Raw genomic sequence first — 24,567 nt, 5'->3', positions numbered from 1 at the left:
GTGTCAAATCCACCGAACCTGGTGATTCCCCCTTTTTGACGCTCCGAAAAGACACTTTCCCAAAGGGAAGAAGGCCAAAAGTGCCAGAAGCACTTTTGACCTTTATAAAGAGGTATCCTTTAAGCAAAGAATTACTGAATTTCAACTTCAGCACCAGCTTCTGTCAGCTTAGCTTTCAGATCTTCTGCTTCAGCTTTGGAAACGCCTTCTTTCAGTGGTTTAGGCGCACCGTCTACCAGTTCCTTAGCTTCTTTCAGGCCAAGACCGGTCAGATCTTTAACGATCTTAACTACGTTCAGTTTGCTAGCACCTGCACTTTTCAGGATAACGTTGAAGGCAGTTTTTTCTTCAGCAGCAGCTGCGCCACCACCATCACCAGCAGAAACTACTACTGCAGCAGCAGCTGGTTCGATACCGTATTCAGATTTCAGGAAATCTGCCAGTTCTTGTACTTCCTTAACAGTTAAACCTACTAATTGTTCGGCTAATGCTTTAACGTCTGCCATTGTATAATGTTTTTAAGAATTTTAAGTATTGTAATAATTTATATTGTGACTTGGAAGCCAGTGTTGTATTGCGCGCCTATCAAGGCTTTCAGCCGATTACTCAGCTGCAGGTGCTTCTGCGCCAGCACCTTCTTTCTTAGCTTTCTCAAGCAAACCAGCGAGAACGCGTTTTGCAGGAGATTGCAACAGACCGATAACGTCTCCAATGAGTTCGTTCTTGGTCTTGATCTTCACCAGGTTAGCCAGTTGAGCGTCGCCAGTGTAAACTTCATCACCTACGAAAGCAGCCTTCAGTTCAGGTTTCTCTGTTTTCTTGTTTTCCTTACGGAAAGAAGAGATGATCAGAGCTGGTTCTTTAGGGCTGTCAGAGAACATCAGGGCAGTAACGCCGTTCAGCGCGTCGTATACACCTGCATATTTCTCAGCGTCCAGTGATTCCAGCGCCTTGCGGATCAGGGTGTTCTTAGCAACCTTCATTTCCACATTCTTGTCAAAACAAACCTTTCTCAGGTTGTTTACCTGTGCAACGGTCAGAGACTCGGTGTTGGTGATGTAGAAGTTGTTATATTGAGAGAACTTGCTTTTCAGCAGTTCAATCGCTTCGTTTTTTTGATCTTTGTTCATAGCTTTTGTCAATTTGTTGATTTGCCTGTTACTACCGGCCAATCATTAGTTTTGAACAGATTTTGTGTCAACTGTAATGCTCGGGCTCATAGTGCTCGCCATAGACAGTCCTTTCAGGTAAGTACCTTTCGCTGTAGCTGGTTTCAGCTTGATGATAGCGTTGATCAACTCCTGAGAATTCTGTTCGATCTTGTCAGAAGCAAATGATACACGGCCAATTGAAGCGTGGATGATACCTGCTTTGTCCACCTTGAAGGTGATCTTACCGCCTTTAACCTCGTTAACAGCAGCTGCTACATCATTAGTAACAGTACCTGTCTTAGGGTTCGGCATCAGGTTACGCGGACCCAGGATCTTACCCAGTTTACCGATCTTCGGCATCACAGCTGGTGTAGCTACGATTACGTCGATATCAGTCCAACCAGCTTCGATCTTCTGGATATACTCGTCCAGACCAACATGATCAGCACCTGCTTCTTTCGCTGCAGCTTCTTTATCAGGAGTGCAAAGAACCAGTACACGCTTTGTTTTACCAGTGCCGTGGGGAAGCGTTACGGAACCACGGATAGCCTGGTCTGCTTTCTTGGGATCTACGCCCAGACGGATATGTAAATCGACAGAACTGTCGAACTTAGTGCAGTTAATATCTTTTACAAGTGTGGAAGCTTCTTTCAGGCTATAAACCTTGTTTTTGTCCACCTTTGTATCGGCTGCTTTTCTTTTCTTCGTTGCCATTGCAAAATGTTTTAAAAAGTTAACCTGCTTTCAACAGGGTGACACAATTAATTCCAGGGAGCGTTACCATCTACTGTTATACCCATTGAACGGGCAGTACCAGCCACCATTTTCATAGCGCTTTCCTTTGTAAAACAGTTCAGGTCAGCCATTTTGTCCTGAGCAATTGCCTCAATCTGTGCCCAGGTAACCTTACCAACTTTGTTACGGTTAGGCTCTTTGGAACCACTCTGCAATTTGGCAGCTTCCAGCAGCTGTACAGCAGCAGGAGGCGTCTTAATTACGAAATCAAAAGACTTGTCAGTGTAAACAGTCAGTAATACAGGCAATACCTTACCCATTTTATCCTGGGTACGGGCATTGAACTGCTTACAGAACTCCATGATGTTCACACCTTTGGAACCCAGCGCGGGACCAATTGGAGGAGCAGGGTTGGCCTGGCCGCCCTTCACCTGCAATTTCACGTACGTAGCGATCTCTTTTGCCATGTTATGTTGTTTAATTTGGTGAAAACGTCTCGTCCTTGACGGGACTCCCAAAACTAAAAGGAGAAAATTTTACCTTTTAAAGGGGATGCAAAGGTATATAATAATGTATTAAATCTCAAAAAGAATTTGCTTTCGGGCATTCTTTTTGCTATTATAATCAGTTCGGGGCGAAAATTTTACAATTCTATTGCAAAACTATTTTATCTTAAACCCAATAGTAAAAACTTTTCGGGCTAACTCATGTCTTTCTGGTTGGCAACAAATCTAATTTAATTTACTGGAATTCCCATCCATGTCGTCTTATAAAATAAAGATTTTCTGAACATCTTCCCCGTCCGGATGTACTTATCCACAAACGCCTGTTCCTCAGTTACTTTCCTTTCCAATGAACCCAGCGACTCTTCCAGTTCACTAATATTTCCCCTGATCGCCACCTCACCCCTGTCCAATCCCGCCAATCCTTTTCTACTGTCCGCCAGTTTCCGTCCTATCGCATTCACCATCTCCTTGATCTCACTATCCGGTCTTGATGGCTTGAACTGGTTATTCTTGAACTGCACATACTCATTAAAGAGGTTTACCGCCCGGTTGTACTGGTTACTGCTCCTGTTAAAATCATCTATTGCCCTGTTTGCCGCGGCCACCTTTCTGTTCTCCGCGATATATCTCACCAGGTTCTTATAATACATCAGCTCATGGCTGATCATCTGGTTAGTGATGCCGTATCCCTCGATCCTGTTTATGACCAGCTGGTATTTCAGCAGGTCGTCCTTCATACTATCATAGGTTGACAGTGAATCTCTGTAGTTGAACACTGCACGCCCTGTCACCGGTTTCAGGAATTTCTCCTGGAACTCGTCATGCCTGTAAGGATGTTCCAGCAGCTGCCACAGCGGATCGAACGGCATATGCGTCTGTACAAAAGCTGACGGCGCCACCAGGAAATAGCTGTCCACCGGCTTCCGGACAAACTTGTTGTTATTCAGTACGCCAGCGCCCCAGGTGGGATCTGTCAGGTACCAGGTACTGTCCACCTGTACCGCTATCCAGGCATGACTGGCATTGTCGATCTTGTTATATGTCTTAGTATACCCGCCTATCAGGTGTACCGGGATGCCAGCTTCCTTACAGGTCAGGTAATACAGATTCGCGTATCCCTGGCAAACGCCCACCCTGTTCTTTAAGGTTTTCAGTGCAGCGTCTAATGTATCTTTGTAATAATCCGGATTATACATATTCGTCACATCATACCCGATATTCCACACTAACCAGCTATATAACTGACGTACAAACTCTTTCCGGGAAGTTGTATGTGCAGATAAGTAATGGCTCAGCGTAGCCGGGCTGGCCAGTTCTGAATCAGGTATCACCAGCGCAGCGGGTACCGGACGCTCTGTACTTATCCTTTCCTTTGGCTGGGCATACAGTGATGTGGAGAATAATGTGATAATAGTTAACAATAGAAAAACGACTCTCATATGTATAGCGAAAAATGTCCTCAAAATTAGTGAATATCAACAAACTTATGGCCTGCCTTCACCCAACCTTCTCTGTTCTCAAACGTTATATCCAGATAAAACTCCACCAATTATGAGACGTCTATTGTTACTTTCAGCCTCTCTCCTCTTCAATTTTCTATTGTTCAATGGTACAGCACAGGCGCAATCTGCCGAAGAAAAAGCCTGGATGGACTATATGACCCCGGGTGATATTCACCAGATGATCGCCAAGTCAGACGGGGAATGGAGCTTCAATATGCAGATGTGGATGAAACCGGATGCGCCTCCAACTACATCAACCGGCACTACGGTCAACAAGATGATCCTCGGCGGCCGTTATCAGGAATCCGTTCACAAAAGTACGATGATGGGTATGCCTTTCGAAGGTCATGGTCTTCTCGCCTATGACAATGCCAAGAAAATATTCCAGAGTTCCTGGGTAGACAACATGGGCACAGGTATCATGAATACAGAAGGCACCTGGGACGATGCGACTAAGTCCATCACCTTTACCGGAAAAACGGTAGATCCGATGACAGGAAAAGATATGGGTATTAAAGAGATCTTTAAGATTGTCGATGACAATAACCATGTTATGGAAATGTACATGGTAAACGACGGAAAGGAATTCAAGACAATGGAGATCAAATTTACCAGGAAGATGTAGACATAAAAAAACCGTCCTGCTTAAAGCGGGACGGTTTAATATGATTACTGAAATAGTTAGCTGATTTTTTCAACCTGCATAAAGTTCAGTTCTACAGGTGTGGCACGACCGAAGATCTTCACAGTTACTTTCAGTTTCTTCTTATCTTCTATCACCTCTTCGATGATACCGTTGAAGTCATTGAAAGGTCCATCGATGATCTTGATGGTTTCGCCAACAATGAAAGGTTCGCTCATGGTCAGTCCATTATCAGACATTTCATCGACCTTACCTAACATTTTGTTTACTTCAGCCTTACGCAGAGCGATGGGCTTATCTTTACCCAGGAAGTGAATAACACCTGATACGTTGCGGATAGACTGAATTACCTCATCGGTCATTTTTCCGTCTATGGCTTCGATCATTACGTAGCCTGGATAAAAGTTCTTTTCGCGCATCACCTTTTTACCTGCCTGCACTTTGTAGACTTTCTCTACAGGCAAAAATATCTGGGTGATCACGTTACCCCAATCGGAGCGACGTACTTCGATATCCAGGTATTCTTTAACCTTCTTCTCTTTACCACTCACTACGCGCAGAACGTACCATTTGGTGTCCTGGGTGGGAATGTTTGTTTCTTCTGCAGGGTTATTATTGGATGCATCCATCATTATCCTATAATTTTATAGTACTGAGTTAACATGAGATGTGAAAGGGCGTCCATACCCCAAACGATCGCAGTGATAACTACAGTAGCGATTAATACAATCATTGTGGAAGACTGCAGTTCCTGCCATGTAGGCCAGGATACTTTATGTACCAGCTCATGATATGACTCCCGGAAGTATGCTCTAACCTTATTCATTGGTGTAAAAGATTAACCGTTTGAAAACATGAAAGGTGAAAAGCCTTCACTTTTCACCATTTCTTAGCACGGGCACAAGGATTCGAACCCTGATCAAAGGTTTTGGAGACCTCTATTCTACCATTGAACTATGCCCGTGTATGTAAAAGACCATTAGCTGCCAGCTTCAGGCTAACCAGCGGAACAAATTTACATAAATTAAATTTATCTGCTGAATGCAATTTGCTAATTGCTAATGGCCTTCTAATTATATTCTGAAAGTGATTACTTGATGATCTCAGTAACCTGACCAGCACCTACGGTACGTCCACCTTCGCGGATAGCGAATTTCAGACCTTTTTCCATAGCGATTGGAGCGATCAGTTTAACAACCAGACCTACGTTATCACCAGGCATAACCATTTCAACACCTGCTGGTAATTCAACTTCACCAGTTACGTCAGTTGTACGGAAGTAGAACTGAGGACGGTATTTGTTGAAGAACGGAGTGTGACGGCCACCTTCTTCTTTGCTCAGTACGTATACTTCACATTTGAATTCAGTGTGCGGAGTGATGGTACCTGGTTTAGTGATAACCATACCACGACGGATCTGAGATTTTTCAATACCGCGGAGGAGCAGACCAGCGTTGTCACCAGCTTCACCTTCATCCAGTAATTTTTTGAACATCTCAACACCAGTACATGTAGAAGTCAGTGGTTTTTCGATCAGACCAACGATTTCAACTGGCTCACCAACTTTAATCTTACCACGTTCGATACGTCCTGTAGCAACAGTACCACGACCAGTGATAGAGAATACGTCTTCTACAGACATCAGGAATGGCAGATCAACCGGACGAGGAGGCAGTGGGATGTATTCATCAACTGCAGCCATCAGTTCTTCAACTGCGCCAACCCATTTTTCTTCACCAGCCAGAGCGCCGGTTGCAGAACCCTTGATGATTGGTGTGTTATCACCATCATAGTTATATTTGCTCAGCAGTTCGCGGATTTCCAGTTCAACCAGTTCCAGCAACTCAGGATCATCAACCAGGTCAACCTTGTTCATGAACACAACGATACGAGGAACGCCTACCTGGCGAGCCAGCAGGATGTGTTCTTTAGTTTGTGGCATCGGACCATCTGTAGCGGCAACCACCAGGATCGCACCGTCCATCTGCGCAGCACCAGTGATCATGTTCTTCACATAGTCAGCGTGACCAGGACAGTCAACGTGCGCGTAGTGGCGGTTAGCTGTCTGATACTCAACGTGTGCTGTATTGATGGTAATACCTCTTTCTTTTTCTTCAGGAGCTGCATCGATCTCATCATATCCTTTCTTCTCTGCCAGACCCTTGCTCGCCAAAATGTTGGTAATGGCAGCAGTTAAGGTAGTTTTACCGTGGTCAACGTGGCCGATGGTACCAATGTTTACGTGGGGTTTATCCCGCTTAAAGGTTTCTTTTGCCATTGTATTTTTTTTAGATGGTTTGTAAAGATTGTATTGATAGTTGTTTTTAAAAAACGGTTTTACAAACTTGTGCCGCTGATGAGAATTGAACTCACGACCTTTCCTGGTTTATCCCGGAACGCTCTTCCACTGAGCTACAACGAAATCCGGATCCCGGATGTTTGGAAATCCGTTGAGCTGTTGATGAGAATTGAACTCACGACCTCTTCCTTACCAAGGAAGTGCTCTACCCCTGAGCTACAACAGCATTGAAAATCTTTTAAAGAACTTTCATCCCATATAATACCAGACATTCGAACAGGTATTACAATGAGCGGGAGACGAGGTTCGAACCCGCGACCTACAGCTTGGAAGGCTGTCGCTCTACCAACTGAGCTACTCCCGCATTTAATTAATGGTACACATTTAAAGAACTGATTGCCTCTACTCTATCGCTCTCTTTTATGAAGAACCTGCACTTAACAGACAAGTTCCGCCTTTGCTAAGGGGCAAAGGCGGAACATTTGCGCTGTGTGGGCAGGACAGGATTCGAACCTGTGAAGACGTAGTCAGCGGATTTACAGTCCGCCCCATTTGGCCGCTCTGGAACCTGCCCTAAAACCTTAAACTCCTTTCCAAAATCACGTCCGTCCGGACCATTTTTTTGCTTCGGAATTTTTCCGGAGCCAGCAGAGGGATTCGAACCCCCGACCCACTGATTACAAATCAGTAGCTCTGGCCAACTGAGCTATGCTGGCTTATCTTATTCAAGAATCTTATAAAAGGTATCCGTTATAAGAGGGTGCAAAAATAGTTGAATTTTTATAATCTCAAAATCTTTTTTTCAGCACCCGGATACAATTTTTAAAACTTGTATTATTTGGCTAAAACACCCTACAGTAAAGAACTTTCCTACCTTCACCGATCCCTTTTTTCGATCGGGATGGCAAAGGTAGGAAACAGATATTTAATTCCAAAATATTTTTAAGATTTTACTGAAATTTCTTCTCTTTCGTTTTCTTGATCTGGTTAACAACTGAGTCAAAGGCGAGATCAAATGACTCCTCGAAAGATTTGGATTCGTGCTTTACAAATAAGTCTTGGCGTGGGATGTGGACTTTTATCTCGGCAATTTTATCTTTAATCTGATGGGCTATTCCATCTAACTTTAAAAAGACTTCTACGCTAATAATCCGGTCATAATAAGTATTGAGTTTTTGAAGTTTTTTACTAACATGATCAATCAACTTTGAGTCAGCATCAAAATGCACTGTTTGAATTTGAACGTTCATAGCACTAATTTTTAGTTTTAAACAATCTTGTACATGCTCGTAACATTACGTCCATAGGCTTTCATTTTTTTAATGGTCATGGATCTCGACTAATGAAAAAAGTATACAAAGAACTCATTACTAATTTAGTGACTTTTCAACTCTTTTGCATAACCATTTAGTAATATTTTGTTAAAGTACAAAACATGCCCTACTCGCCCTTTGGATGCGCCTTCCGGTATGCTTCCCTTAACTTCTCAATACTGTTATGCGTATAAACCTGCGTAGACGCCAGGCTCGAGTGACCCAGCAATTCCTTCACCGCATTCAGGTCCGCCCCGTTGTTGGTCAGATGCGTTGCAAACGTATGCCGCAGTATATGCGGACTTCTCCGGCTAAGTGTCGTGATCTGATGATCCGTCAGGTATCCCCGGACCACATTATACACATATCTCGGGTATAATTTCTTTCCGCTTCGCGGATTTACCAATAACACCTCGTTATCGTACGTTTCCAGCTCTTTCCGGCGCATGGCGCGGTACTCCCTTATTTCGTCCTTCAACACGGCACTGATAGGAATAATCCGCTCCTTATTGCCCTTTCCCAGCACTTTTATAGTGAGATTACCCGTATCCACATGCCGCTCCTGCAGATTGATCAGCTCAGATAACCGGATCCCTGTATGGTACAACAGCTCAAATATCATCCGGTGCGTCCTGCCCTCCAGATCTTCACCGAAAATCGGTTCATTTTCCTGCCCCCTGCGCAGACTACGGTTGTCTTCCACTGCCTGCATCCCCTTCTCGTCAATAAACCCGGGTAAACGCTTCCCTATCTTCGGGGCAGTCACTTTCGTCATCGGTGAAACAGTAATTTCCCCATGGCGCAATGCATATTTGAAAAACGATTTAAGTGTGGAGATCTTCCGGTTAACACTCTTGGCAATCATGCCCTCTTCCATCAGCCAGGCCAGCCAGGTACGGACATGCGAATGCGATATGCCTGTAAGGGACACATCGCCATATTGGGATCTTAAAAAAATAAAAAATTGGGTAAGGTCCTGCTGATATGCAGTAGCAGTATGTGCAGAATAGCGCTTCTCAAGCCGGATGTAAGCCAAAAAACGATTAGCTACCGGGTGTAAGACTTCACTCAAAATAAAAAGTTTGATGATTGTAAAGTTATAATAAACCTTACAATCATCAATATTTTGCGTTGGGAATTACTCCCGATAGAATCAATCGTCTAATTTACCACTGGCTAACTGCTGTTTGTAAACAGCTTTCAGCACTTCAGTACGACGCTTTACGGAAGGTTTTGTGAAAGATTGACGTGACCTGAGTTGCAGCAGGATACGAGCTTTCTCAAATTTCTTTTTGTATTTTTTGAGCGCCTTGTCAATGTTTTCGCAATCTTTGGAATCGATGATCAACATAATTAATACTCCTTTTTTTCAGGAAGGCAAAAGTAAAACATTCTTTTTAATTATCAAAATAAAGGCAGGATCTTCTGCCCACGGCCATCTCCTCATTATTACTTAATTTAGCCCTATGTTTACAGGAATCATAGAATCACTAGGAGAAGTAATAGCTACCAGGCAGGAAGGTACCAATATGGTCATCACTATCCGCTCATCCCTGGCGCCCGAATTGAAAATTGACCAAAGCGTAGCCCACAACGGCGTTTGTTTGACTGTTACCCGCGTTGACGGCGAGACCTACGATATCGTAGCCGTTGCCGAGACGCTGCTGAAAAGTAATATCGGCCAACTCACCCCCGGACAAAAAGTAAACCTGGAAAGGGCCATGATCTTTAATGGCAGAATAGACGGCCACCTGGTACAGGGGCATGTCGATAGCACCGGCGAGTGTCTTTCCTGTACGCCGCAGGACGGCAGCTGGGAATTCCGTTTCCGTTACCCGGAACAATTTGCCGGCCTCATCGTAGAAAAAGGCTCTATCTGCCTCAACGGTATCAGCCTAACCATATATAATGTGACCAATACGGAATTCAGCATTGCTGTCATTCCATATACATATGAGCACACTAATATCTCAGCCGTTCAACCCGGACACACAATTAACCTGGAATTTGACATCCTCGGAAAATTCGTGGCCAGGCAGCTTGCTGTCAAATCATAGCTAAACATTCCACTTATGCAATTAACCTCAGCCCTTGCCATCCGCTACCCGGTCATTATGGCCCCCATGTTCCTCGTCAGTAACGAAAAGATGGTTAAAGCCGCCATGGACAACGGGATAGCTGGCACATTCCCTTCCCTCAACTTCAGGAAAGAGGGAGAACTAAAGCAGGTGCTGGACCAATTGAACCAACACCGGGCACAATTACTGCCCGGACAGGGTACCTATGGCGTCAACCTTATTGTCCAGAAAACCAATCCGCTCTACTCCAAACACCTGAAAGACTGTGTAGCTGCAGAAGTTCCTTTTTATATCACCTCCCTGGGCAGTCCGAAGGAAGTGATCGCAGCCGCCCACAGCTATGGCGCTAAAGTGCTGTGCGACGTTACCAATATCCAGCACGCAGAAAAAGCCGCGCAGGCAGGCTGTGATGGCTTCATTGCCGTATGTGCAGGTGCAGGTGGCCATGCCGGCCCCTACCCCATGCATATCCTCGTTCCCGCTCTGCAAAAGGAATTTCCTGATAAACTGCTGGTAGCTGCCGGAGGTATCGCTACCGGTCAGCAATTAGCTAGTGCGCTTGTACTGGGCGCTCATGGCGCTTCTATTGGCACCCGTTTCATCGCCAGTGAAGAGGCCAGCGTCAGCGATGCTTACAAAAACGCCATCCTTGACTACGGTATGGAAGACATTGTATTGACAGAGCGACTGTCAGGTACTCCCTGCAATGTGATCAATACGCCTGCCGCCAAAAAGATCGGCTATAAACAGAACTGGCTGGAAAAACAGCTGAATAAAAATGTCCGTACCCGCAAATATTTCAAAATGCTTGTCCAGCTGAGAGGTATGAAGAAACTGGAAGCTGCCGTGAAACCAGGGAATTACGATCAACTCTGGTCCGCCGGACAAAGTGTCGAAATGGTGGAAGAGATCAGCCCCATCCATGATATTGTGAATAAACTGGTACAGGAGCTGGAAGAAACACTGGAGAAAACAAATTCGTTACTTATTAAATAAGCGGGGATCACATCTACGTAGGTCGGCTGTGCCTGATATTCCGGAAATAATTTTTTAATATTGAAAAAGCGGTTGTCGCCTGACAACCGCTTTTCATTTCTTACCCCTGCCTTATATTTTAAGCTGCTACATCATCATGATCTGTTCCGGTGATCACTTCATGCCACTCTGCAATCTCTTTCTCGAAAGCAGCGGTCTTTTCCCTGAATCTCGCCAATGTATCATTACCTAATGGCAGGTGTACAGGAGGATTTTCCGCATGTCCCAGCTTAACAAAAGCTTGCGCCAGTTTTACCGGATCACCGGGTTGTTTTTTATTCGCATTCACCGCGAAAGTGCGCATCTCTCCCACTGTGGCTGCATAATCGCTGATCTCGTTGCTTGTTTTTACAAGGGATGCATGGTCGAGGAATTCAGTCCGGAAGAATCCAGGAGCTACGACAGTTGCATAAATACCCAGTGGAGCCAGTTCCTGTGCCATTGCTTCAGTAATTCCTTCCACCGCAAATTTGGTTGATCCATAAATGCCCCAACCCACAAAGCCTGCCAGACCTCCTATTGAAGAAATATTGATCACATGACCGGAACCTTGCGCCCTCATATAAGGCAATACCGCACGGGTCACATTCAGCATGCCGAATACATTTACTTCATAGTTGTTCTTTATCTCCTGGGCCGTAGCCTCTTCCACACCGCTCAGCAAGCCATAACCGGCGTTATTTACCAGGATGTCTATTCTGCCAAAGGTATCCACAGCCTGTTTAGCCGCAGCTTTAGCCTGTTCTTCATTCGTGATATCGAGTAATACTACGGAAAGATATTTGTGGTTTTCCAGCTGGGCAGCCAGTTCTTCAGGTTTGCTACGCACGGTAGCTACCAGTTTGTCGCCTGCGGCGAGAATTGCTTTTGATATTTCTAATCCGAAACCCCGGGATGCTCCGGTGATGAACCATACTTTCTGTGTTTTTGCGTTTTTCATTTTGTTTGTGTTTTGTGATACAAAGATGAAAAGAAGCCAGCAGCCGGGCTTTAGCAAAAGCACTGAATCTTTTATGAAAATCAAAGAAGGGGTTATGCAGGGCGCTTAAAAACAATAATGCCCTCCCGGATATTCCGTGAAGGCATTGTATGCTGATGTTTATAGTTAAAAGGATCGGCTCTTTCTTATGAATGATATGTTCTCCTGAACTCTGCCGGTGTAACACCCGTATTTTTCTTGAAAAATGTATTGAAGTTGGGCTGCTCTGCATAACCTATGCTATACCCGATCTCCTGTAGTGACCAGTCGGTTTGCAGTAATAATACTTTGGTCTCATCCAGCAGCCGGTTTTTGATGTGTGTGCTTACATTCTGCCCTGTATGTTTCTTCAGCAAAGCATTCAGGTGATTGGGATGTACAGCCAGATCTGCGGCAAATTCTTTTGCTGTCCTGATCCGGATCGGTGTTTCTTTATTAATGCCCGCCGCTTCGTCTTCCAGCAACTTAAAGAACTCATGTACATGCCGGAATTCATCCGACACGCTGTCTGGTGGTGGGAAATTCGCCATCTTGGTGCTTTCCACCATGATCAGTTGCAGATATGCCTGCATGGAATCGTCACTCCATTTGCTGCCGGACAATTCCTCTTCTTTCATCTTGGCAAATAACTGCTCCAGCACCTGCGCGTTCTCGTCCGTCAGGCGGATCACGCTTTTTGATTTGTCTGTAAACAGGGCAAACTTGTCCAGACTTGCCTTCAAAGCCGGATGCTCATTAATAAAGTCCTTTTTGAAGAGGCAGTAAAATCCCCCGGACTCCTCGGACAGGTTCTTCCACGAGATTATATCATTAGGATGAATAAACAAAATAGTCGGCTCTTCCAGGTAATAGGTATTCAATCCCATTGTAAATACCCCTGCCCCTTTCGTGGTCAGTAGTACTTTATAAAAATCCCTGCGGTTAGGGGATAGATAATTCCTGCATTCATGCATTTCCCTGTTAAATACTCTGATGGTCCAGTCCTCAAAATATTCTCGGAAAACGGGTATCAGGTCAGGAATATCTCTAAGTGTATCTATAGTTCGGCTGTCAAGCGTCTGAGATGGCATAACTGAGTGTATATGACTACTAATTTACTGCATTTGTCTTAAATGCCCCCTATGATTGGCTGCTCCGGCAGCTGGCCTACAGGAGCTTATTGGCTATCTTAGTAATCACCAATACTATTAAAAATGGAAGTACAACCAGTTAGCAGCAAAACTTTTGGCTTCATGGTATTGTATGACATGCATACCAAGTTTTTCTCAAACGTTATTGTAGATATTTCTGAAAAAGATGCCAATCAACGCCTGGGTACAAAAGCTAATCACATGGCATGGCTGGCAGGCAGCCTGGTAAACGAAAGATTTGAACTGGCCAGGTCTTTCGGTATCGAAAAACAACAAGAAGCACACGAACTTTTTAAAGACCACAAGGGCATACAGGATGGCGTCACCTATCCTTCACTGGCATCTTTTGAAAAAGACTGGAAGATCATTTCACCTCTTTTGAGAGAAGCGCTCCTTCATGCGGATGATGAAAAGTTTGATGAACCTTTTGAAATGCCGGGTATGAAAATGAGCCTGTTTGATCTGGTTTCTTTTCAGACTTACCGGGAAGCCAGTTGTATCGGACAATTAGCCTTGTGGCGGAGATTACTGGGCTACGAGGCCATGAAATACATGTAAACCGCCTGCTTTTACACGACAGGATATAAGTCCCGGGAATAGCTTATTGCCGGGACTTGCTTTTTATACACCATATGGCACGTCTGGCTCGGATACCATGAAACCATCTTCAGAAACATCGTCGAGATCATAGTGAAAACCATCTGAGATTCTTTCCCTACGGGGCAGGAAGAAGCCCTTTATACAGTTCGGATTACGGATGGCGATTTGGATATGTGTTTTTTCATGAATGCCGGAACCTTCGAAGACAGGTTTTCCTTCGATAAACGCGCCGCGCACTGAGTCAGGGAGACGCTCTTCTGTAAATCCCCGTTGCTCTATATCCACTTTCATCTGCGCGGCAATCTCTTTATGCAGGCGCTCAATTATAAGGCAATCCAGCTCTCCGATCATTTTCGTCCTAAAACTGCCATGCGCTAAATTTACATTTTGGTGCGAATTTCCTTCATCGTTTTTAACATCAGATATAAATTTCTCATAAAAATGTTTAAACGTATGGATGTGCGCTGCATCAAGGAAATCGTAACAGTATCCCAGGTCAATAACCGCACCGATTACAGCAGGCTTGGCAATCTTCTTCCGTCGAAATTTTTCGTTTGCCCAATCCAATGCCCGCTGATAATTGTTCTCCCAGAAATACATTCCATTACCTAGCCAGTCATATCGCTTTGTACTTATTCTAATCCTATTGGGATTGTTTAATAATGTATTGCAAACAGATTCGTCACAACCATGAAATCCAACCACTAAATTAGGCCTAACGTGATACATAAAATACACTTATTATTTGGCGTTAACAATGTCTCTAAAACTCCATCAAACTATATTACTTCAATCTTGCAATAACGTTTGTTTTTCCTTAAGCTTCCTTCTATATTCATCGATCCACCGTCCCAAATTCCGATATGGTGGTGTGTAATTTCCATTGTTATCTAAAAGGCCCACCTCTTTCCATTCTTCTATTATCTCTTCCCTGGTTCTATTCTTTGCATACTTTCTATCCACAAACTCAATTACTTTCTTCATGTGTTCTAAAGTCATGATTATAGTTTTTATTTGTTATTAAATCGATGTGATGCATAAACAACACCCGCTATTATCTGGCGCCCTACATTGCCTATTATACTAATTCTGCGTCTTCTTCCCTGCCCTTCCGGTACATTCCTCTATCCACCGACCTAAATTCCTGTAAGGAGCTGCATAATTCCCATTATTATCCAAAAATCCCCTCTCTCCACTTCTGGATTATCTCTTCCTTCATTTTTTTCCTTGCGATCTCTCTATCCATACATTCAATTACTTTATTAATATATTCTGATGTCATAACTATAATTTTATTCAGTGAACAAATAATTCCTTTCAATACCAATCCCGCCCCGTTACGCGCAAACGCACAGCCAGCACAATGCCACACGGGCATACCACATTAAATCATTCAGGAAGTTTTCAATTATTTCTCTCAGGTGGAGTTAAGTCAACAAACAGTATTCAAATGTAAATCAAACAAACAATACTTCAATAAATCTCCAAAATTTTTCTTGAAATGACAATCACAATATTAAACAACAAAAGCTCCTTACGGAGCTCTGTTCCTGTCTACGTATAGACCAAGCTTATACAGCTACACGATCGATCGCTTTCTGCAAAGCAGTCTCTTTGTATCCAGGCATGTCACATCCTTCCGCCCAGAATGTGGTGACATCGGTCATTCCTACAAAACCAAGTGAGGCCTTCAGATATGGTTCTGCAAAATTGTATGCCTGCATCGGACCTTCAGAATAAACAGCTCCTGAAGATACAGCCAGGTATATTTTCTTATTCTTCACCAATCCTTCTACCTGACCGGTTGCATAAGAAAATGTTTTTCCCGCACGCAACACATGGTCAATCCATGCCTTCAGTGAAGATGGCACATTAAAGTTATAGATAGGTACGCCTATCACAATAACATCCGCATCCATTACTTCATTGATGGTATCGTCAGAAACCTTTTCCACTTTCGCTACCACTTCCTGCGCTACTTCTCCCATGCCACGATATACTTTCAGATGTCCTTCGTGAAAGTGTTCATAGTGTTGTTTCGCCAGATCTTTTACGTTAACTGTACTGCCCGGGTTAGCTGCAAGCAGTTTTTCAATCACTGCGTCCGCCAACTGTGTGCTCTTTGATTGTGCTCCGTTTACGCTGGAAACAATCTTCAGTATTTTTTTCATGCTATTGATGTTTTATTAATTTTATGATAAGTGAAGTAAGACGCTGCCAGTATAGCAAGGAAAACAAACGGTATCACCGGAACAGGCATCGGATCTCCTGAAAGACCATGTGCAATAGCTGCAGATACGAACGTAAATGTGAAACCTGCATATGTCCATTCCTTTAACCTGCTGCCAACCGGCGCCAACAGCAATACAACACCTATCAGTTTCGCAATGGCCAGCTCGACCCTGAAATATGCCGGATAACCAAAGTGCTGAAATGCCTGGTCCATTTTCACATCAGTGAAATATGCATACGCTGAATACGTCATCATTAGTGCTATAATTGCTGTAGCAATCCAATAAACAATCCTGTAAGTTTTCATTTGATAAATTTGATGAGGCAAAACTATCTACAATTGCTAGTAAATGGTTAGTAGTATACCAAAGGTTAGTAGTAACCTACAGGATAGCTATCGCCGGCAGCCAATAAAAAAGCGGGCATTTTCAGATTGAAAATGCCCGCTTTTTTAATCACTTATCTGTTATGAAAAATGATGTCCGTTTATCTCACCACTCTTAACTTTCTGCGTTCTTTTTTATACCAACGTCTCATTCCTTCATGCTTACAATAAAACACCAGGAACAATGCTATCGATAATCCCGCATTCCTTAAATTCGGATCTATCTTTTCGACAAAATTATTATATCCGGCAGCAATTAATATGCATAGTCCGTACAAGAGAATATCTATCCCCAGATGTTTCATCCATAATTTAAAACTCTCCTTCCTGATGATCTCAAATGTTTTCCTGTTCGCATAATAACATGCGAGGCAAAACACAAAATAGATGATAGCTGCGAGTACAGGCCGTGTTGCAAGATGATCTTTATAGGAAATGGTCCCGGCCGCTCCAACTACAAACTTGATGCAGGCGTCGGCAAAGAACCGGACCATTGCATAAAACGTGAAAACATACAAGACTCCAGGGACATAGTCTCTTAATAAGTTACCTTTGTGGTGATGTATCTGATGCTCCATAGGGGGTGATTTAACAATGTGTATCTCCTAAAATACCGATTTCCTCCCAATTTCCCCCCTTAAAAACTTTCCTTTTTTCCTGATCAAGTCCAACTCAAGCCCAACTCATTCCCGGCTAAAACCTAGTCTCTTAAGGGCACATCAGGCTCATTATAAGCTCATTATGATAGCCTTATAGGATATAGAAGTGTACTTTTTGTCTACCTGAAATGACGTCGAAGATTAAAAACGTGATATAAGAAAGAACCCGTTTCAGACGTATAATCAACACATTTTCAGTAAATTCGATAAAATCTATTGTAGCATTATGGCCCAAAATTTCAATATGATCACCCAGGGGCTTTCCGGCCATGTCGGAGACCTCATCTTCTACGAAAGGAATGGTAAACCCTTCTGTCGTAAAATGCCCCAATATGGCCCGGACAGTATGTCCGCCGCCAGTAAGCAAAGCAGCAGAGAATTTGCAAAGGCCAGTAAGGCCGCAAAATCGATCCGTTCGGCCTTGAATGGAATCTGGCAGCCTATAAAGGAAGAAACAACGATTTTCAGGCTAAATAAGGCCGTTTATGCGGCATTGAGAGAAGATACCCTGCATCCAAGAGGTGAACGGGTATTTAGTGCGGATGCTCTTCACAGGCATCTGAAAGATTTCCGGTATAACAACCAGGCTGTGATGGCGATCGGAGGAATCGATACGCTCCGACAGGAAGATGGCAGCATCATGGTTGTACTGCCTAAAAAATGGCAGCACTGGCTGAACCCTCCTAAAGGCACCCGGTACATTCAACTCCATGTAGCCGCGCTGGATATGGATTTCAGCAATAATACCTGCCAGGGCGTCACTACGGCCGCCCACTGTGTGCCTATAGGCGGTAGTATGCATACTGTGCATCTGCCGGCAATTCCAGTTAAGGCAACCGCTACGATCGTTGTTCTGCAACTGCGCTTTCTTCATACCGAGACCGATATCCAGGTTAACAATGGCGCCAGATGCGAACAGGCATTTGTTACAGCCGTACTGGAACCTGTTCTGCCAGTAGTAAAGAAAGAAGAACGATCTGCCAAAACTCCGGGATTTGTCCGTAAAAACCGTTCAGCAGCTGCAATGTTGAAAAATACAAACCAGCCTGCTGATCCCTGTCTTGTATTACCTGTTGATAACCATGATACGGCGGCTGTTCCCAGGACAACACTATCTGTTAAGAAATATAAAAAACCGCCTGCACTTGTAAATGTGGAATGATTTTTTCAGCTTTCAGGTAAAAAACTACCTTGAGAGCTTTCTTAATCATCGCGCAGCTATTTCTTTTCCTTACCGCACAGGCACAGCAAAACAATATAACCAGCGTTACTGCCAGTTATGATCCGGCCGCTATAGCCGAACTGTATGATCATGTCCAGATCGGGCTCGAATTCAAATATGCGAATGGAGATATCAAAAAAACAGAAGGCTATTTACAGGGAGCTTACCGGTGGAGGAATATCAAGGTGATCAGCTCCTGCGGCGCCGTACAGAACGGCTATTTGCAGATTGACAGACAACGCCTGGCCAGACAAAACTACCAGGTTGAATTAACGGTAACAGTACCGGAAACAGCTCAACCGCTCACTACCAAACTTACCATTCCACACCTGGAAAATATACGCTTTAACCATTATGCAGATAGCCTGAAAAGAGGCATCCGGTTTTACCTGAACGTGGAAGGATCTTTCAGCAGCGGAAAGGTTTATCCGCTGGACACAGCTGCTATAAAATTCAGTACCAGCGCAGGGAAATTATTGGGACAGGACCTGCTGTTAAACACCAATGATGCGACCACCCGCACCATCACTGTTACAGCTACTAATAAAAGAGATTCTTCGATGTCAGTAACAAGTACGATCCCTGTGAAAATACTCCTGGACAAATAACAACAGGAGATGGTCCTGCAATTAAATAAGCGCCCTCGCTTTTAATTCCAGGTATTTATTGATCACATTCAAGGTCAATTGTTCCGGTGGCGTAAGTAAAGACAGAATACCATATTTGGTGAGTTCCCTGACCATCAGTTTCTTCTCATAGGCAAACTTCTGTGCAATTACCTGACGATAGATCCCTTCTACGGTATGCACATGGTCTTTGGTTACTTTTTTCAATTCAGTATTCTCAAAGAATACTACCAGCAACAGATGATACTTCGCAAGTCTTCGCAGATAAGGCAGCTGTCGCTGTAATGCTGTCATAGACTCGAAGTTCGTGAACAGGATCAATAAGGAACGTTGGGAAAACACACTGCGTAATGTAACACTCAACTTTTCATAATCACTTTCCTGCCATTGCGTTTCCTGTGCATATAGTTTCTCCAGGATGAGGTTCATCTGCGTCTTCTTACCGGAAGATGGCAACACGTCCACCTGTTGTGCAGCAAGCGTTACAAGCCCTGTTTTATCTCCCTTCTGTAACGCGATGTTGCTGAAGATGAGCGAGGCGTTGATCGCATAATCCAGCAGGGACAATCCTTCGAAAGGCATCTTCATTGCCCTGCCTTTGTCTATCACACAATATACCTGTTGCGACTTTTCTTCAACGTAGTTATTTACCATCAGCGTACCCCTGCGTGCTGTAGCTTTCCAGTTCAGCATACGCACATCATCGCCGCGTACATATTCCTTAATATGATCAAACTCAAGGCTATGCCCCGTTACACGCTGTTTATGCACGCCCATTTCCTGTAAACGGCCGTTGAAAGAAAAGAACTCGTAATTACGCAACTGTAAAAAAGAAGGATATACTTTGACCATTGTCTCATTCTCTGCAGCAATATACCGCTGCGACAGTCCGAGTAAACTACGTGTGAAAGTGTTCGTTTTACCGAAATGATACTCTCCCCTCTCCACAGGACGCAATGTATAGCGGATCTCACTTTCCTCGCCTGCCTTCAACTGTACCTTCTTTCTGAAATCACGTATCTGGAACTGCACCGGTAACTCTTCCAGTACTATAACTGTAACGGGGAAACGATAATTATTCACCAGCTTTACACTGATGTCGTTATTATCACCATTACTGAAACGGCCAGCCAAGGTACGTGTTATCACTAACGGATTTTTCCCTGCTACAAACAGGAAAAATATATCCAGCACCAGCAGGAAAAAAAGTAGCGTAACGATCAGCTCCGACACTATATACAACGATGGAAAGAAGTAGGCCAATACGAACAACATAGCCGTACTTCCCATCAAGGCATAGAAGCGCGTTGTAAAAAATAAAGACTGGTAGAATGCTTTCAACATACAATTGTATTTACCTCGGTACTTCCACTGATTTCACGATCTGTGAGATCACTTCATCTGCAGTAATGCCTTCCATTTCACGTTCAGGCGTGAGCATAATACGATGGCGTAATACATGCGGCAGCATGCTTACAATATCATCAGGCGTAACGAAATCGCGGCCATTCATAGCGGCAGTCGCCTTTGCACAATTCATTACAGCCAGTGATGCACGTGGTGATGCCCCCAGATACAATGAAGCATTATTACGTGTTTCATGGATCAGCGAAGCGATGTAGTGTAGTAATTTATCTTCAATATGTACTTTACGCACCAGTAGCTGATAGTTTATGATCTCTGTGGCTGTCACCACACGCTCTACAAGCTGTGTAAGATCCGATAAACCATTGTACCGGTGCATGGCCTGTAACATAGAGATCTCTTCCGCTAATGCAGGATACTTCACTTCTATCTTGAAAAGGAAACGGTCTAACTGTGCTTCAGGCAAGCGGTAAGTACCCTCCTGCTCTATCGGGTTCTGCGTAGCCACTACCATAAAAGGTGCGGGCAAATGATGTGTGATACCATCGTTAGTTACCTGCCTTTCTTCCATCACTTCAAACAGGGCTGCCTGTGTTTTTGCAGGAGCACGGTTGATCTCATCTATCAATACAAGATTGCTGAATACCGGACCATGTTTGTATTCAAACTCTCTTTTCTCCGGGTTAAATATTGAAGTACCTACCACATCCGCAGGCATGATGTCGGGTGTGAACTGGAGCCTGGAGAAGTCAGCATCAATACAGCGCGCCAGTAATTTAGCGGTCAGGGTTTTGGCTACTCCCGGCACACCTTCTATCAGTACATGGCCATGTGTAAGCAGCCCTGCTATTAACAGGTCGATCATCTCATGCTGACCAATAATAACCTTTCCGATCTGTTCCCGGATAGCAGCTACCGATTGATGAAGAGCGGTAAAATCTGTACGGGGCTGAAATGTAGTTTCCTCCATTATTTCGTATTTAAATAAAACGCTTGTATATTTTTATAAAATCGCTGCAGGTATTCATCCGTTATTGTGTATTCGGATTGCACTTCCCTGATGCTTTGCAGAATATCGTTGACCTGTTCGAGCGGCATTACTGCCTTGCGCGATAACGCATCTGCAAATGCGGCATCCAGGTTATTTGTATTCAGATAATATCTCGTACGTATAAACTCCTGCCACTGCAATATGATCTTCTGCGCCAGATTGCGGTTATCGTGCTGCTGGTAGTATAACTGGCCCAGTGCATCTACAAACTCCAGCGAATTATTTACCAGTATTGGTTTCTCGGGGATGATCCGCTGGCGGCGCTTGCTTTCAAACAGTATGTAGAGCAGCAGTAATGCAACTGCCAGCCATAGTGCCCAGCGCATAGCAGGATAACGCATCAATACCTGCCATTCACTGAAATCGCCTGACTGGCGGTAGTTCTGATATTTATAAAACTCATCCCAGTATACATGGTCCATATACAGATTAGTATATGCAAGTTGTCTTTCCAGCGACACCATATTACGCTTGTTCATCAGGAAGTAGTTCGTTAACGTGGATGGCTGCAACAATAAGAACACAGCACCTTCGCCAACAAATATCTTTACAAAGTTAGGCCGGTTGAAAGCATCTGTTCCCAATATGGTCGTATGGCTTGTGTCCATCTTCGTTACATAACTTCCTGCCTTAATACCTTTTTGAGAAAAGGCCGTATCGGGCGCCAGATGCCGGTTTACATAACGCTGGTCTGCATTGGTGAGCGATTGAAAAATTCCCTCATCATCCACAGAAATATTCAGATATTCCAACAACAGGCTATCAGGCCGGTTTGTAGCTATGAACAGCTGATTGCCCGCTGAAGCAAATTTGACCATATTCCTTGCGTCCTCTGCTGAAGTATATAATCTGTCTGCCACTAAAACGTAGAGATTATAGTCTGTCGAAGACAGAGTCTCATCCTTGCTGTAAGTGCGTGTAAAAGGTTTGGTAACTACCTGTGGTTTGATATCGTAATAAAACAGGGAGGACAAAACCTTGAACATGGCATAACATCCACCGGGGCTTTTATCTTTATAGGAAAAGCTTTGGCGCATGAGTTCCTTGTCGTCAATATTTTTATTATCCGGCTTACCTGTACGTGATGATATGGCGAGCAGGATTAAAAATACCAGGATAATGGCGCTAATGATTGCTATTTGTTTTGATTTCACCGGGTATAGCCTAATTCGTTCATAAATTGACGGAACTGTTTGTGAATAACGCTGAACTGCTCGTCATTCACAGGTAATTCTCCGTACCAGATATATTCATAATCCAGTGTCAGCGTTGCAAATGTTTTATACCACGGCGTAGACACTAAGCTGCGTAAATAAGCCGCATTCGTTTTTTCTCTGCTGTAGGTAACGATCCCTTTGTCAACCAATACCCGCAATGTTTGCAGATATAATAACCTTACTGCCGCTCTGAAGCCACCGGTAGAGATGGCCTGTTCTATCAGCTGATGATAGGTATCTGCTTCCAGTTCTTCATCTGTCAGTTTTACTGTTTTATCACTATCAACTTTCGTTTTCTTCAGGAGATATCCATTTTGCTTGAGGTATTGATACAACAGCAGTCCCACACAACCTACCACAATACAGACGATCACTACGGGGAATAGTCCGATTAAATTTACAAGTCCTGCGAAGAGCCGTGCTAACCAGGGTGAATTTCTCCTCTCCTCTGGTTTCTTTTTTTCGTATTTAAGGTCCTTGTCGGCCAGTAATACGTTCATGAGCGTATCGGGCACTGCACGTATCACTAACGGATAGTCTGCATAAGATTCTATTGTATCTGCCATAGCCGGCGATGCCTGATCCCACAGATAATGCTCCTCCACCGGGCTATCTGTTACAGTTGCCCTGGTGGTTTCTTCTTCTTCTTCCGCTGCTTCTCTTTTTCCGGCAGTAGCAACCATATCAGCAGCTACCATTGAGTCCCATTTCTCAGCAGGCACAGATTCCTGCGCTTTAGTAAATAACGGCAGGCACAATAATATCAGGATATAATGAACGTGCGTTTTCCTCATTTAACAGGCTTTATAATATTTGCTTTTGGTCCGAGCTTATATCCTTTGCGATGCAGATAGATCGGGTATATAATAAAGTAGCTAACGATAAATATCAGTGATACCGATAATATACTGACACTCACCCATATAGGCATCGCCGTATGCCGCGTTACGAAGCCTTCCAGGAAAGCCGCTACTATAAAGATGGGTATGAGCGTCACTAATATCTTTACACCATCGCGGGCAGTATTTTTCAGGGCGTCTAACCTTTTGCGGGTACCGGGAAATATGAGGCCGCTGACCATTACCAAACCGGCGCAACCGGCTATTACGATAGCTGAGATCTCCAGGGTGCCATGGATCCAGATCACCAGGACTGATTTTAAACCTAATCCTTTTGAAAAGAAGTAATACTGGAAAGCGCCCAGCATAACGGCGTTTTTCATTAACAGCCAGAGCGTACCGATGCCGAGCGTAAGACCGGCGATGAAGGTCATCATGGCCACAGTTATATTATTCTGGGCAATCCTGAGGAACATCACTAATTCGTTTTCCTGCTTGTATACACCAAAGGGATCGCCATTACTGATATTCTGTTCGGTCATGCTTACATATTCATCTCCAAGCACACCACGCACAAATGTTTCGTCGTGGGCGGCAGAAAACGCGCTCATCACACAGAACAGGAGGAAGAATAAAAAGGTGAACAGGAATAAACGATGGTGCTTACGGAACAACAACGGCAATTCATAAACGAAGAAGTTGCGGACACGGCCATCCTGCTCCTTACGATTGCCATAGATGTGATGATAAATTCCAGCTGCCAGACTATTGATATAACTGGTAACCTTGCTGAAGCTATAGAAAGTTTTGGCATAAGCCAGATCATCCAGCAGACTGGTAAAGCGCTCTGCCATCTCGTCCGGATCATTAGCCGGTTGCTCCTGGTATGTTTTCCAGCGCTCGATATTCTTTTTTATGAAGGTTGATTCACGCATGGGTTGTCTGTTAGTCCGTCATCCTCAACTGATAACAGGAATGGATCAGCTACCAGTTTGTTCAT

29 protein-coding genes and 6 tRNA genes are annotated in these 24,567 nt (G+C 44.0%); 6 read left to right on the top strand and 29 right to left on the bottom strand.

What is annotated here, in order from left to right; translation table 11 throughout:
* Window positions 1-131 precede the first annotated feature (131 nt).
* From rplL to C7475_RS18065, 5 genes are all read right to left on the bottom strand, one after another.
* Window positions 132-506: a 50S ribosomal protein L7/L12 gene (gene rplL / locus C7475_RS18085; protein ID WP_110054794.1), complete on the bottom strand. Its 375-nt coding sequence runs from the start codon at window positions 504-506 to the stop codon at window positions 132-134.
* Between the two features lie 96 nt (window positions 507-602).
* Window positions 603-1,130, bottom strand: coding sequence for a 50S ribosomal protein L10 (gene rplJ, locus C7475_RS18080; RefSeq protein WP_110055051.1), 528 nt, complete (start codon window positions 1,128-1,130; stop codon window positions 603-605).
* A 45-nt stretch (window positions 1,131-1,175) separates the two neighbouring features.
* Window positions 1,176-1,865: a 50S ribosomal protein L1 gene (rplA, locus tag C7475_RS18075; protein ID WP_106602923.1), complete on the bottom strand. Its 690-nt coding sequence runs from the start codon at window positions 1,863-1,865 to the stop codon at window positions 1,176-1,178.
* A gap of 47 nt (window positions 1,866-1,912) precedes the next feature.
* Window positions 1,913-2,353, bottom strand: coding sequence for a 50S ribosomal protein L11 (rplK, locus tag C7475_RS18070; RefSeq protein WP_089835181.1), 441 nt, complete (start codon window positions 2,351-2,353; stop codon window positions 1,913-1,915).
* Window positions 2,354-2,622: 269 nt separating this feature from the next.
* Window positions 2,623-3,831, bottom strand: a complete 1,209-nt coding sequence (locus C7475_RS18065) for a transglutaminase domain-containing protein (protein ID WP_110054793.1) — start codon at window positions 3,829-3,831, stop codon at window positions 2,623-2,625.
* A 112-nt stretch (window positions 3,832-3,943) separates the two neighbouring features.
* Here C7475_RS18065 and C7475_RS18060 point away from each other — a divergent pair, with 112 nt between their 5' ends.
* Entirely contained in the window at window positions 3,944-4,519 is a 576-nt protein-coding gene (locus tag C7475_RS18060; protein ID WP_110054792.1) for a DUF1579 domain-containing protein, read from the top strand.
* Window positions 4,520-4,575: 56 nt separating this feature from the next.
* Here the strand turns inward: C7475_RS18060 and nusG are convergent, their stop codons facing one another.
* The 12 genes from nusG to rpsU form a co-directional block, all read right to left on the bottom strand.
* Window positions 4,576-5,169: a transcription termination/antitermination protein NusG gene (gene nusG, locus C7475_RS18055; RefSeq protein ID WP_110054791.1), complete on the bottom strand. Its 594-nt coding sequence runs from the start codon at window positions 5,167-5,169 to the stop codon at window positions 4,576-4,578.
* On the bottom strand, window positions 5,169-5,363 hold the full coding sequence (secE, locus tag C7475_RS18050; RefSeq protein WP_110054790.1) for a preprotein translocase subunit SecE: 195 nt from the start codon (window positions 5,361-5,363) through the stop codon (window positions 5,169-5,171). Before secE ends, nusG begins: the two co-directional genes overlap by 1 nt.
* 67 nt (window positions 5,364-5,430) lie before the next feature.
* Window positions 5,431-5,501 (bottom strand) — tRNA-Trp (locus C7475_RS18045).
* Between the two features lie 126 nt (window positions 5,502-5,627).
* On the bottom strand, window positions 5,628-6,815 hold the full coding sequence (tuf, locus tag C7475_RS18040) for an elongation factor Tu (RefSeq protein ID WP_110054789.1): 1,188 nt from the start codon (window positions 6,813-6,815) through the stop codon (window positions 5,628-5,630).
* A 70-nt stretch (window positions 6,816-6,885) separates the two neighbouring features.
* Window positions 6,886-6,957 (bottom strand) — tRNA-Tyr (locus C7475_RS18035).
* Window positions 6,958-6,990: 33 nt separating this feature from the next.
* Window positions 6,991-7,062, bottom strand: a tRNA-Thr gene (locus tag C7475_RS18030).
* 65 nt (window positions 7,063-7,127) lie between these two features.
* Window positions 7,128-7,200: transfer RNA gene (locus C7475_RS18025), tRNA-Gly, on the bottom strand.
* Window positions 7,201-7,328: 128 nt separating this feature from the next.
* A tRNA-Tyr gene (locus C7475_RS18020) sits at window positions 7,329-7,410 on the bottom strand.
* A 68-nt stretch (window positions 7,411-7,478) separates the two neighbouring features.
* A tRNA-Thr gene (locus C7475_RS18015) sits at window positions 7,479-7,552 on the bottom strand.
* Window positions 7,553-7,786: 234 nt separating this feature from the next.
* Window positions 7,787-8,086: a ribosome hibernation-promoting factor, HPF/YfiA family gene (gene hpf / locus C7475_RS18010; protein WP_110054788.1), complete on the bottom strand. Its 300-nt coding sequence runs from the start codon at window positions 8,084-8,086 to the stop codon at window positions 7,787-7,789.
* A gap of 190 nt (window positions 8,087-8,276) precedes the next feature.
* Window positions 8,277-9,221 (bottom strand): tyrosine-type recombinase/integrase, encoded by a 945-nt coding sequence (locus tag C7475_RS18005; protein ID WP_110054787.1) that lies wholly within the window; start codon window positions 9,219-9,221, stop codon window positions 8,277-8,279.
* A gap of 81 nt (window positions 9,222-9,302) precedes the next feature.
* Complete coding sequence (gene rpsU, locus C7475_RS18000; RefSeq protein ID WP_089835189.1) at window positions 9,303-9,500, bottom strand: 30S ribosomal protein S21; 198 nt, start codon at window positions 9,498-9,500, stop codon at window positions 9,303-9,305.
* Between the two features lie 115 nt (window positions 9,501-9,615).
* Here rpsU and C7475_RS17995 point away from each other — a divergent pair, with 115 nt between their 5' ends.
* Together C7475_RS17995 and C7475_RS17990 are read left to right on the top strand one after the other, a co-directional pair.
* Window positions 9,616-10,206 carry a riboflavin synthase gene (locus tag C7475_RS17995; RefSeq protein ID WP_110054786.1) on the top strand — a complete coding sequence of 197 codons (591 nt, stop codon included), beginning with the start codon at window positions 9,616-9,618 and terminating at the stop codon, window positions 10,204-10,206.
* A gap of 15 nt (window positions 10,207-10,221) precedes the next feature.
* Window positions 10,222-11,223 (top strand): nitronate monooxygenase family protein, encoded by a 1,002-nt coding sequence (locus C7475_RS17990; RefSeq protein ID WP_110054785.1) that lies wholly within the window; start codon window positions 10,222-10,224, stop codon window positions 11,221-11,223.
* Between the two features lie 118 nt (window positions 11,224-11,341).
* On the opposite strand, the gene C7475_RS17985 is transcribed toward C7475_RS17990, so the two are convergent.
* Both C7475_RS17985 and C7475_RS17980 read right to left on the bottom strand, forming a co-directional pair.
* Entirely contained in the window at window positions 11,342-12,202 is an 861-nt protein-coding gene (locus C7475_RS17985) for an oxidoreductase (RefSeq protein WP_110054784.1), read from the bottom strand.
* Window positions 12,203-12,387: 185 nt separating this feature from the next.
* Window positions 12,388-13,311, bottom strand: a complete 924-nt coding sequence (locus C7475_RS17980; RefSeq protein ID WP_110054783.1) for an AraC family transcriptional regulator — start codon at window positions 13,309-13,311, stop codon at window positions 12,388-12,390.
* A gap of 123 nt (window positions 13,312-13,434) precedes the next feature.
* Between C7475_RS17980 and C7475_RS17975 the strand changes: the two genes are divergently transcribed.
* Window positions 13,435-13,929, top strand: coding sequence for a hypothetical protein (locus tag C7475_RS17975; RefSeq protein ID WP_110054782.1), 495 nt, complete (start codon window positions 13,435-13,437; stop codon window positions 13,927-13,929).
* A 63-nt stretch (window positions 13,930-13,992) separates the two neighbouring features.
* Here the strand turns inward: C7475_RS17975 and C7475_RS17970 are convergent, their stop codons facing one another.
* The 5 genes from C7475_RS17970 to C7475_RS17945 all read right to left on the bottom strand — a co-directional run bounded on the left by C7475_RS17970 (window position 13,993) and on the right by C7475_RS17945 (window position 17,166).
* On the bottom strand, window positions 13,993-14,700 hold the full coding sequence (locus tag C7475_RS17970; RefSeq protein WP_146217582.1) for a hypothetical protein: 708 nt from the start codon (window positions 14,698-14,700) through the stop codon (window positions 13,993-13,995).
* Between the two features lie 60 nt (window positions 14,701-14,760).
* Complete coding sequence (locus tag C7475_RS17965; RefSeq protein ID WP_110054780.1) at window positions 14,761-14,970, bottom strand: hypothetical protein; 210 nt, start codon at window positions 14,968-14,970, stop codon at window positions 14,761-14,763.
* Window positions 14,971-15,542: 572 nt separating this feature from the next.
* Entirely contained in the window at window positions 15,543-16,142 is a 600-nt protein-coding gene (locus C7475_RS17955) for an FMN-dependent NADH-azoreductase (protein ID WP_110054778.1), read from the bottom strand.
* Window positions 16,139-16,510: a DoxX family protein gene (locus tag C7475_RS17950; protein ID WP_110054777.1), complete on the bottom strand. Its 372-nt coding sequence runs from the start codon at window positions 16,508-16,510 to the stop codon at window positions 16,139-16,141. The genes C7475_RS17955 and C7475_RS17950 overlap by 4 nt, the downstream gene beginning before the upstream one ends.
* Window positions 16,511-16,689: 179 nt before the next feature.
* Window positions 16,690-17,166: a hypothetical protein gene (locus C7475_RS17945; RefSeq protein ID WP_110054776.1), complete on the bottom strand. Its 477-nt coding sequence runs from the start codon at window positions 17,164-17,166 to the stop codon at window positions 16,690-16,692.
* 307 nt (window positions 17,167-17,473) lie between these two features.
* On the opposite strand from C7475_RS17945, the gene C7475_RS17940 reads away from it, so the two are divergent.
* On the top strand, window positions 17,474-18,409 hold the full coding sequence (locus tag C7475_RS17940) for a hypothetical protein (protein WP_110054775.1): 936 nt from the start codon (window positions 17,474-17,476) through the stop codon (window positions 18,407-18,409).
* Window positions 18,410-18,438: 29 nt separating this feature from the next.
* Window positions 18,439-19,077, top strand: a complete 639-nt coding sequence (locus tag C7475_RS17935; protein WP_110054774.1) for a hypothetical protein — start codon at window positions 18,439-18,441, stop codon at window positions 19,075-19,077.
* A gap of 21 nt (window positions 19,078-19,098) precedes the next feature.
* On the opposite strand, the gene C7475_RS17930 is transcribed toward C7475_RS17935, so the two are convergent.
* The 5 genes from C7475_RS17930 to C7475_RS17910 are packed head-to-tail and all read right to left on the bottom strand — an operon-like array spanning window position 19,099 to window position 24,502.
* The gene (locus C7475_RS17930) at window positions 19,099-20,439 is read right to left on the bottom strand and encodes a DUF58 domain-containing protein (protein WP_110054773.1); all 1,341 of its coding nucleotides are present in this window, start codon (window positions 20,437-20,439) and stop codon (window positions 19,099-19,101) included.
* Window positions 20,440-20,449: 10 nt separating this feature from the next.
* Window positions 20,450-21,430: a MoxR family ATPase gene (locus C7475_RS17925; RefSeq protein ID WP_110054772.1), complete on the bottom strand. Its 981-nt coding sequence runs from the start codon at window positions 21,428-21,430 to the stop codon at window positions 20,450-20,452.
* On the bottom strand, window positions 21,430-22,665 hold the full coding sequence (locus C7475_RS17920) for a DUF4350 domain-containing protein (protein WP_110054771.1): 1,236 nt from the start codon (window positions 22,663-22,665) through the stop codon (window positions 21,430-21,432). The genes C7475_RS17925 and C7475_RS17920 overlap by 1 nt, the downstream gene beginning before the upstream one ends.
* Entirely contained in the window at window positions 22,662-23,522 is an 861-nt protein-coding gene (locus C7475_RS17915; RefSeq protein WP_110054770.1) for a DUF4129 domain-containing protein, read from the bottom strand. The genes C7475_RS17920 and C7475_RS17915 overlap by 4 nt, the downstream gene beginning before the upstream one ends.
* The gene (locus tag C7475_RS17910; protein ID WP_110054769.1) at window positions 23,519-24,502 is read right to left on the bottom strand and encodes a stage II sporulation protein M; all 984 of its coding nucleotides are present in this window, start codon (window positions 24,500-24,502) and stop codon (window positions 23,519-23,521) included. The genes C7475_RS17915 and C7475_RS17910 overlap by 4 nt, the downstream gene beginning before the upstream one ends.
* Between the last annotated feature and the right edge of the window lie 65 nt (window positions 24,503-24,567).

The organism is Chitinophaga sp. S165, assembly GCF_003182155.1.
GTDB lineage: Bacteria > Bacteroidota > Bacteroidia > Chitinophagales > Chitinophagaceae > Chitinophaga.
This window is presented reverse-complemented; position numbering and strand designations above follow the sequence as displayed.

Bases quoted from the DNA above. Each gene is read 5' to 3' on its own strand.
- rplL (WP_110054794.1), bottom strand. From the start codon at position 506: ATGGCAGACGTTAAAGCATTAGCCGAACAATTAGTAGGTTTAACTGTT.
- rplJ (WP_110055051.1), bottom strand. From the start codon at position 1,130: ATGAACAAAGATCAAAAAAACGAAGCGATTGAACTGCTGAAAAGCAAG.
- rplA (WP_106602923.1), bottom strand. From the start codon at position 1,865: ATGGCAACGAAGAAAAGAAAAGCAGCCGATACAAAGGTGGACAAAAAC.
- rplK (WP_089835181.1), bottom strand. From the start codon at position 2,353: ATGGCAAAAGAGATCGCTACGTACGTGAAATTGCAGGTGAAGGGCGGC.
- C7475_RS18065 (WP_110054793.1), bottom strand. From the start codon at position 3,831: ATGAGAGTCGTTTTTCTATTGTTAACTATTATCACATTATTCTCCACA.
- C7475_RS18060 (WP_110054792.1), top strand. From the start codon at position 3,944: ATGAGACGTCTATTGTTACTTTCAGCCTCTCTCCTCTTCAATTTTCTA.
- nusG (WP_110054791.1), bottom strand. From the start codon at position 5,169: ATGATGGATGCATCCAATAATAACCCTGCAGAAGAAACAAACATTCCC.
- secE (WP_110054790.1), bottom strand. From the start codon at position 5,363: ATGAATAAGGTTAGAGCATACTTCCGGGAGTCATATCATGAGCTGGTA.
- tuf (WP_110054789.1), bottom strand. From the start codon at position 6,815: ATGGCAAAAGAAACCTTTAAGCGGGATAAACCCCACGTAAACATTGGT.
- hpf (WP_110054788.1), bottom strand. From the start codon at position 8,086: ATGAACGTTCAAATTCAAACAGTGCATTTTGATGCTGACTCAAAGTTG.
- rpsU (WP_089835189.1), bottom strand. From the start codon at position 9,500: ATGTTGATCATCGATTCCAAAGATTGCGAAAACATTGACAAGGCGCTC.
- C7475_RS17995 (WP_110054786.1), top strand. From the start codon at position 9,616: ATGTTTACAGGAATCATAGAATCACTAGGAGAAGTAATAGCTACCAGG.
- C7475_RS17990 (WP_110054785.1), top strand. From the start codon at position 10,222: ATGCAATTAACCTCAGCCCTTGCCATCCGCTACCCGGTCATTATGGCC.
- C7475_RS17985 (WP_110054784.1), bottom strand. From the start codon at position 12,202: ATGAAAAACGCAAAAACACAGAAAGTATGGTTCATCACCGGAGCATCC.
- C7475_RS17980 (WP_110054783.1), bottom strand. From the start codon at position 13,311: ATGCCATCTCAGACGCTTGACAGCCGAACTATAGATACACTTAGAGAT.
- C7475_RS17975 (WP_110054782.1), top strand. From the start codon at position 13,435: ATGGAAGTACAACCAGTTAGCAGCAAAACTTTTGGCTTCATGGTATTG.
- C7475_RS17970 (WP_146217582.1), bottom strand. From the start codon at position 14,700: ATGTATCACGTTAGGCCTAATTTAGTGGTTGGATTTCATGGTTGTGAC.
- C7475_RS17965 (WP_110054780.1), bottom strand. From the start codon at position 14,970: ATGACTTTAGAACACATGAAGAAAGTAATTGAGTTTGTGGATAGAAAG.
- C7475_RS17955 (WP_110054778.1), bottom strand. From the start codon at position 16,142: ATGAAAAAAATACTGAAGATTGTTTCCAGCGTAAACGGAGCACAATCA.
- C7475_RS17950 (WP_110054777.1), bottom strand. From the start codon at position 16,510: ATGAAAACTTACAGGATTGTTTATTGGATTGCTACAGCAATTATAGCA.
- C7475_RS17945 (WP_110054776.1), bottom strand. From the start codon at position 17,166: ATGGAGCATCAGATACATCACCACAAAGGTAACTTATTAAGAGACTAT.
- C7475_RS17940 (WP_110054775.1), top strand. From the start codon at position 17,474: ATGGCCCAAAATTTCAATATGATCACCCAGGGGCTTTCCGGCCATGTC.
- C7475_RS17930 (WP_110054773.1), bottom strand. From the start codon at position 20,439: ATGTTGAAAGCATTCTACCAGTCTTTATTTTTTACAACGCGCTTCTAT.
- C7475_RS17925 (WP_110054772.1), bottom strand. From the start codon at position 21,430: ATGGAGGAAACTACATTTCAGCCCCGTACAGATTTTACCGCTCTTCAT.
- C7475_RS17915 (WP_110054770.1), bottom strand. From the start codon at position 23,522: ATGAGGAAAACGCACGTTCATTATATCCTGATATTATTGTGCCTGCCG.
- C7475_RS17910 (WP_110054769.1), bottom strand. From the start codon at position 24,502: ATGCGTGAATCAACCTTCATAAAAAAGAATATCGAGCGCTGGAAAACA.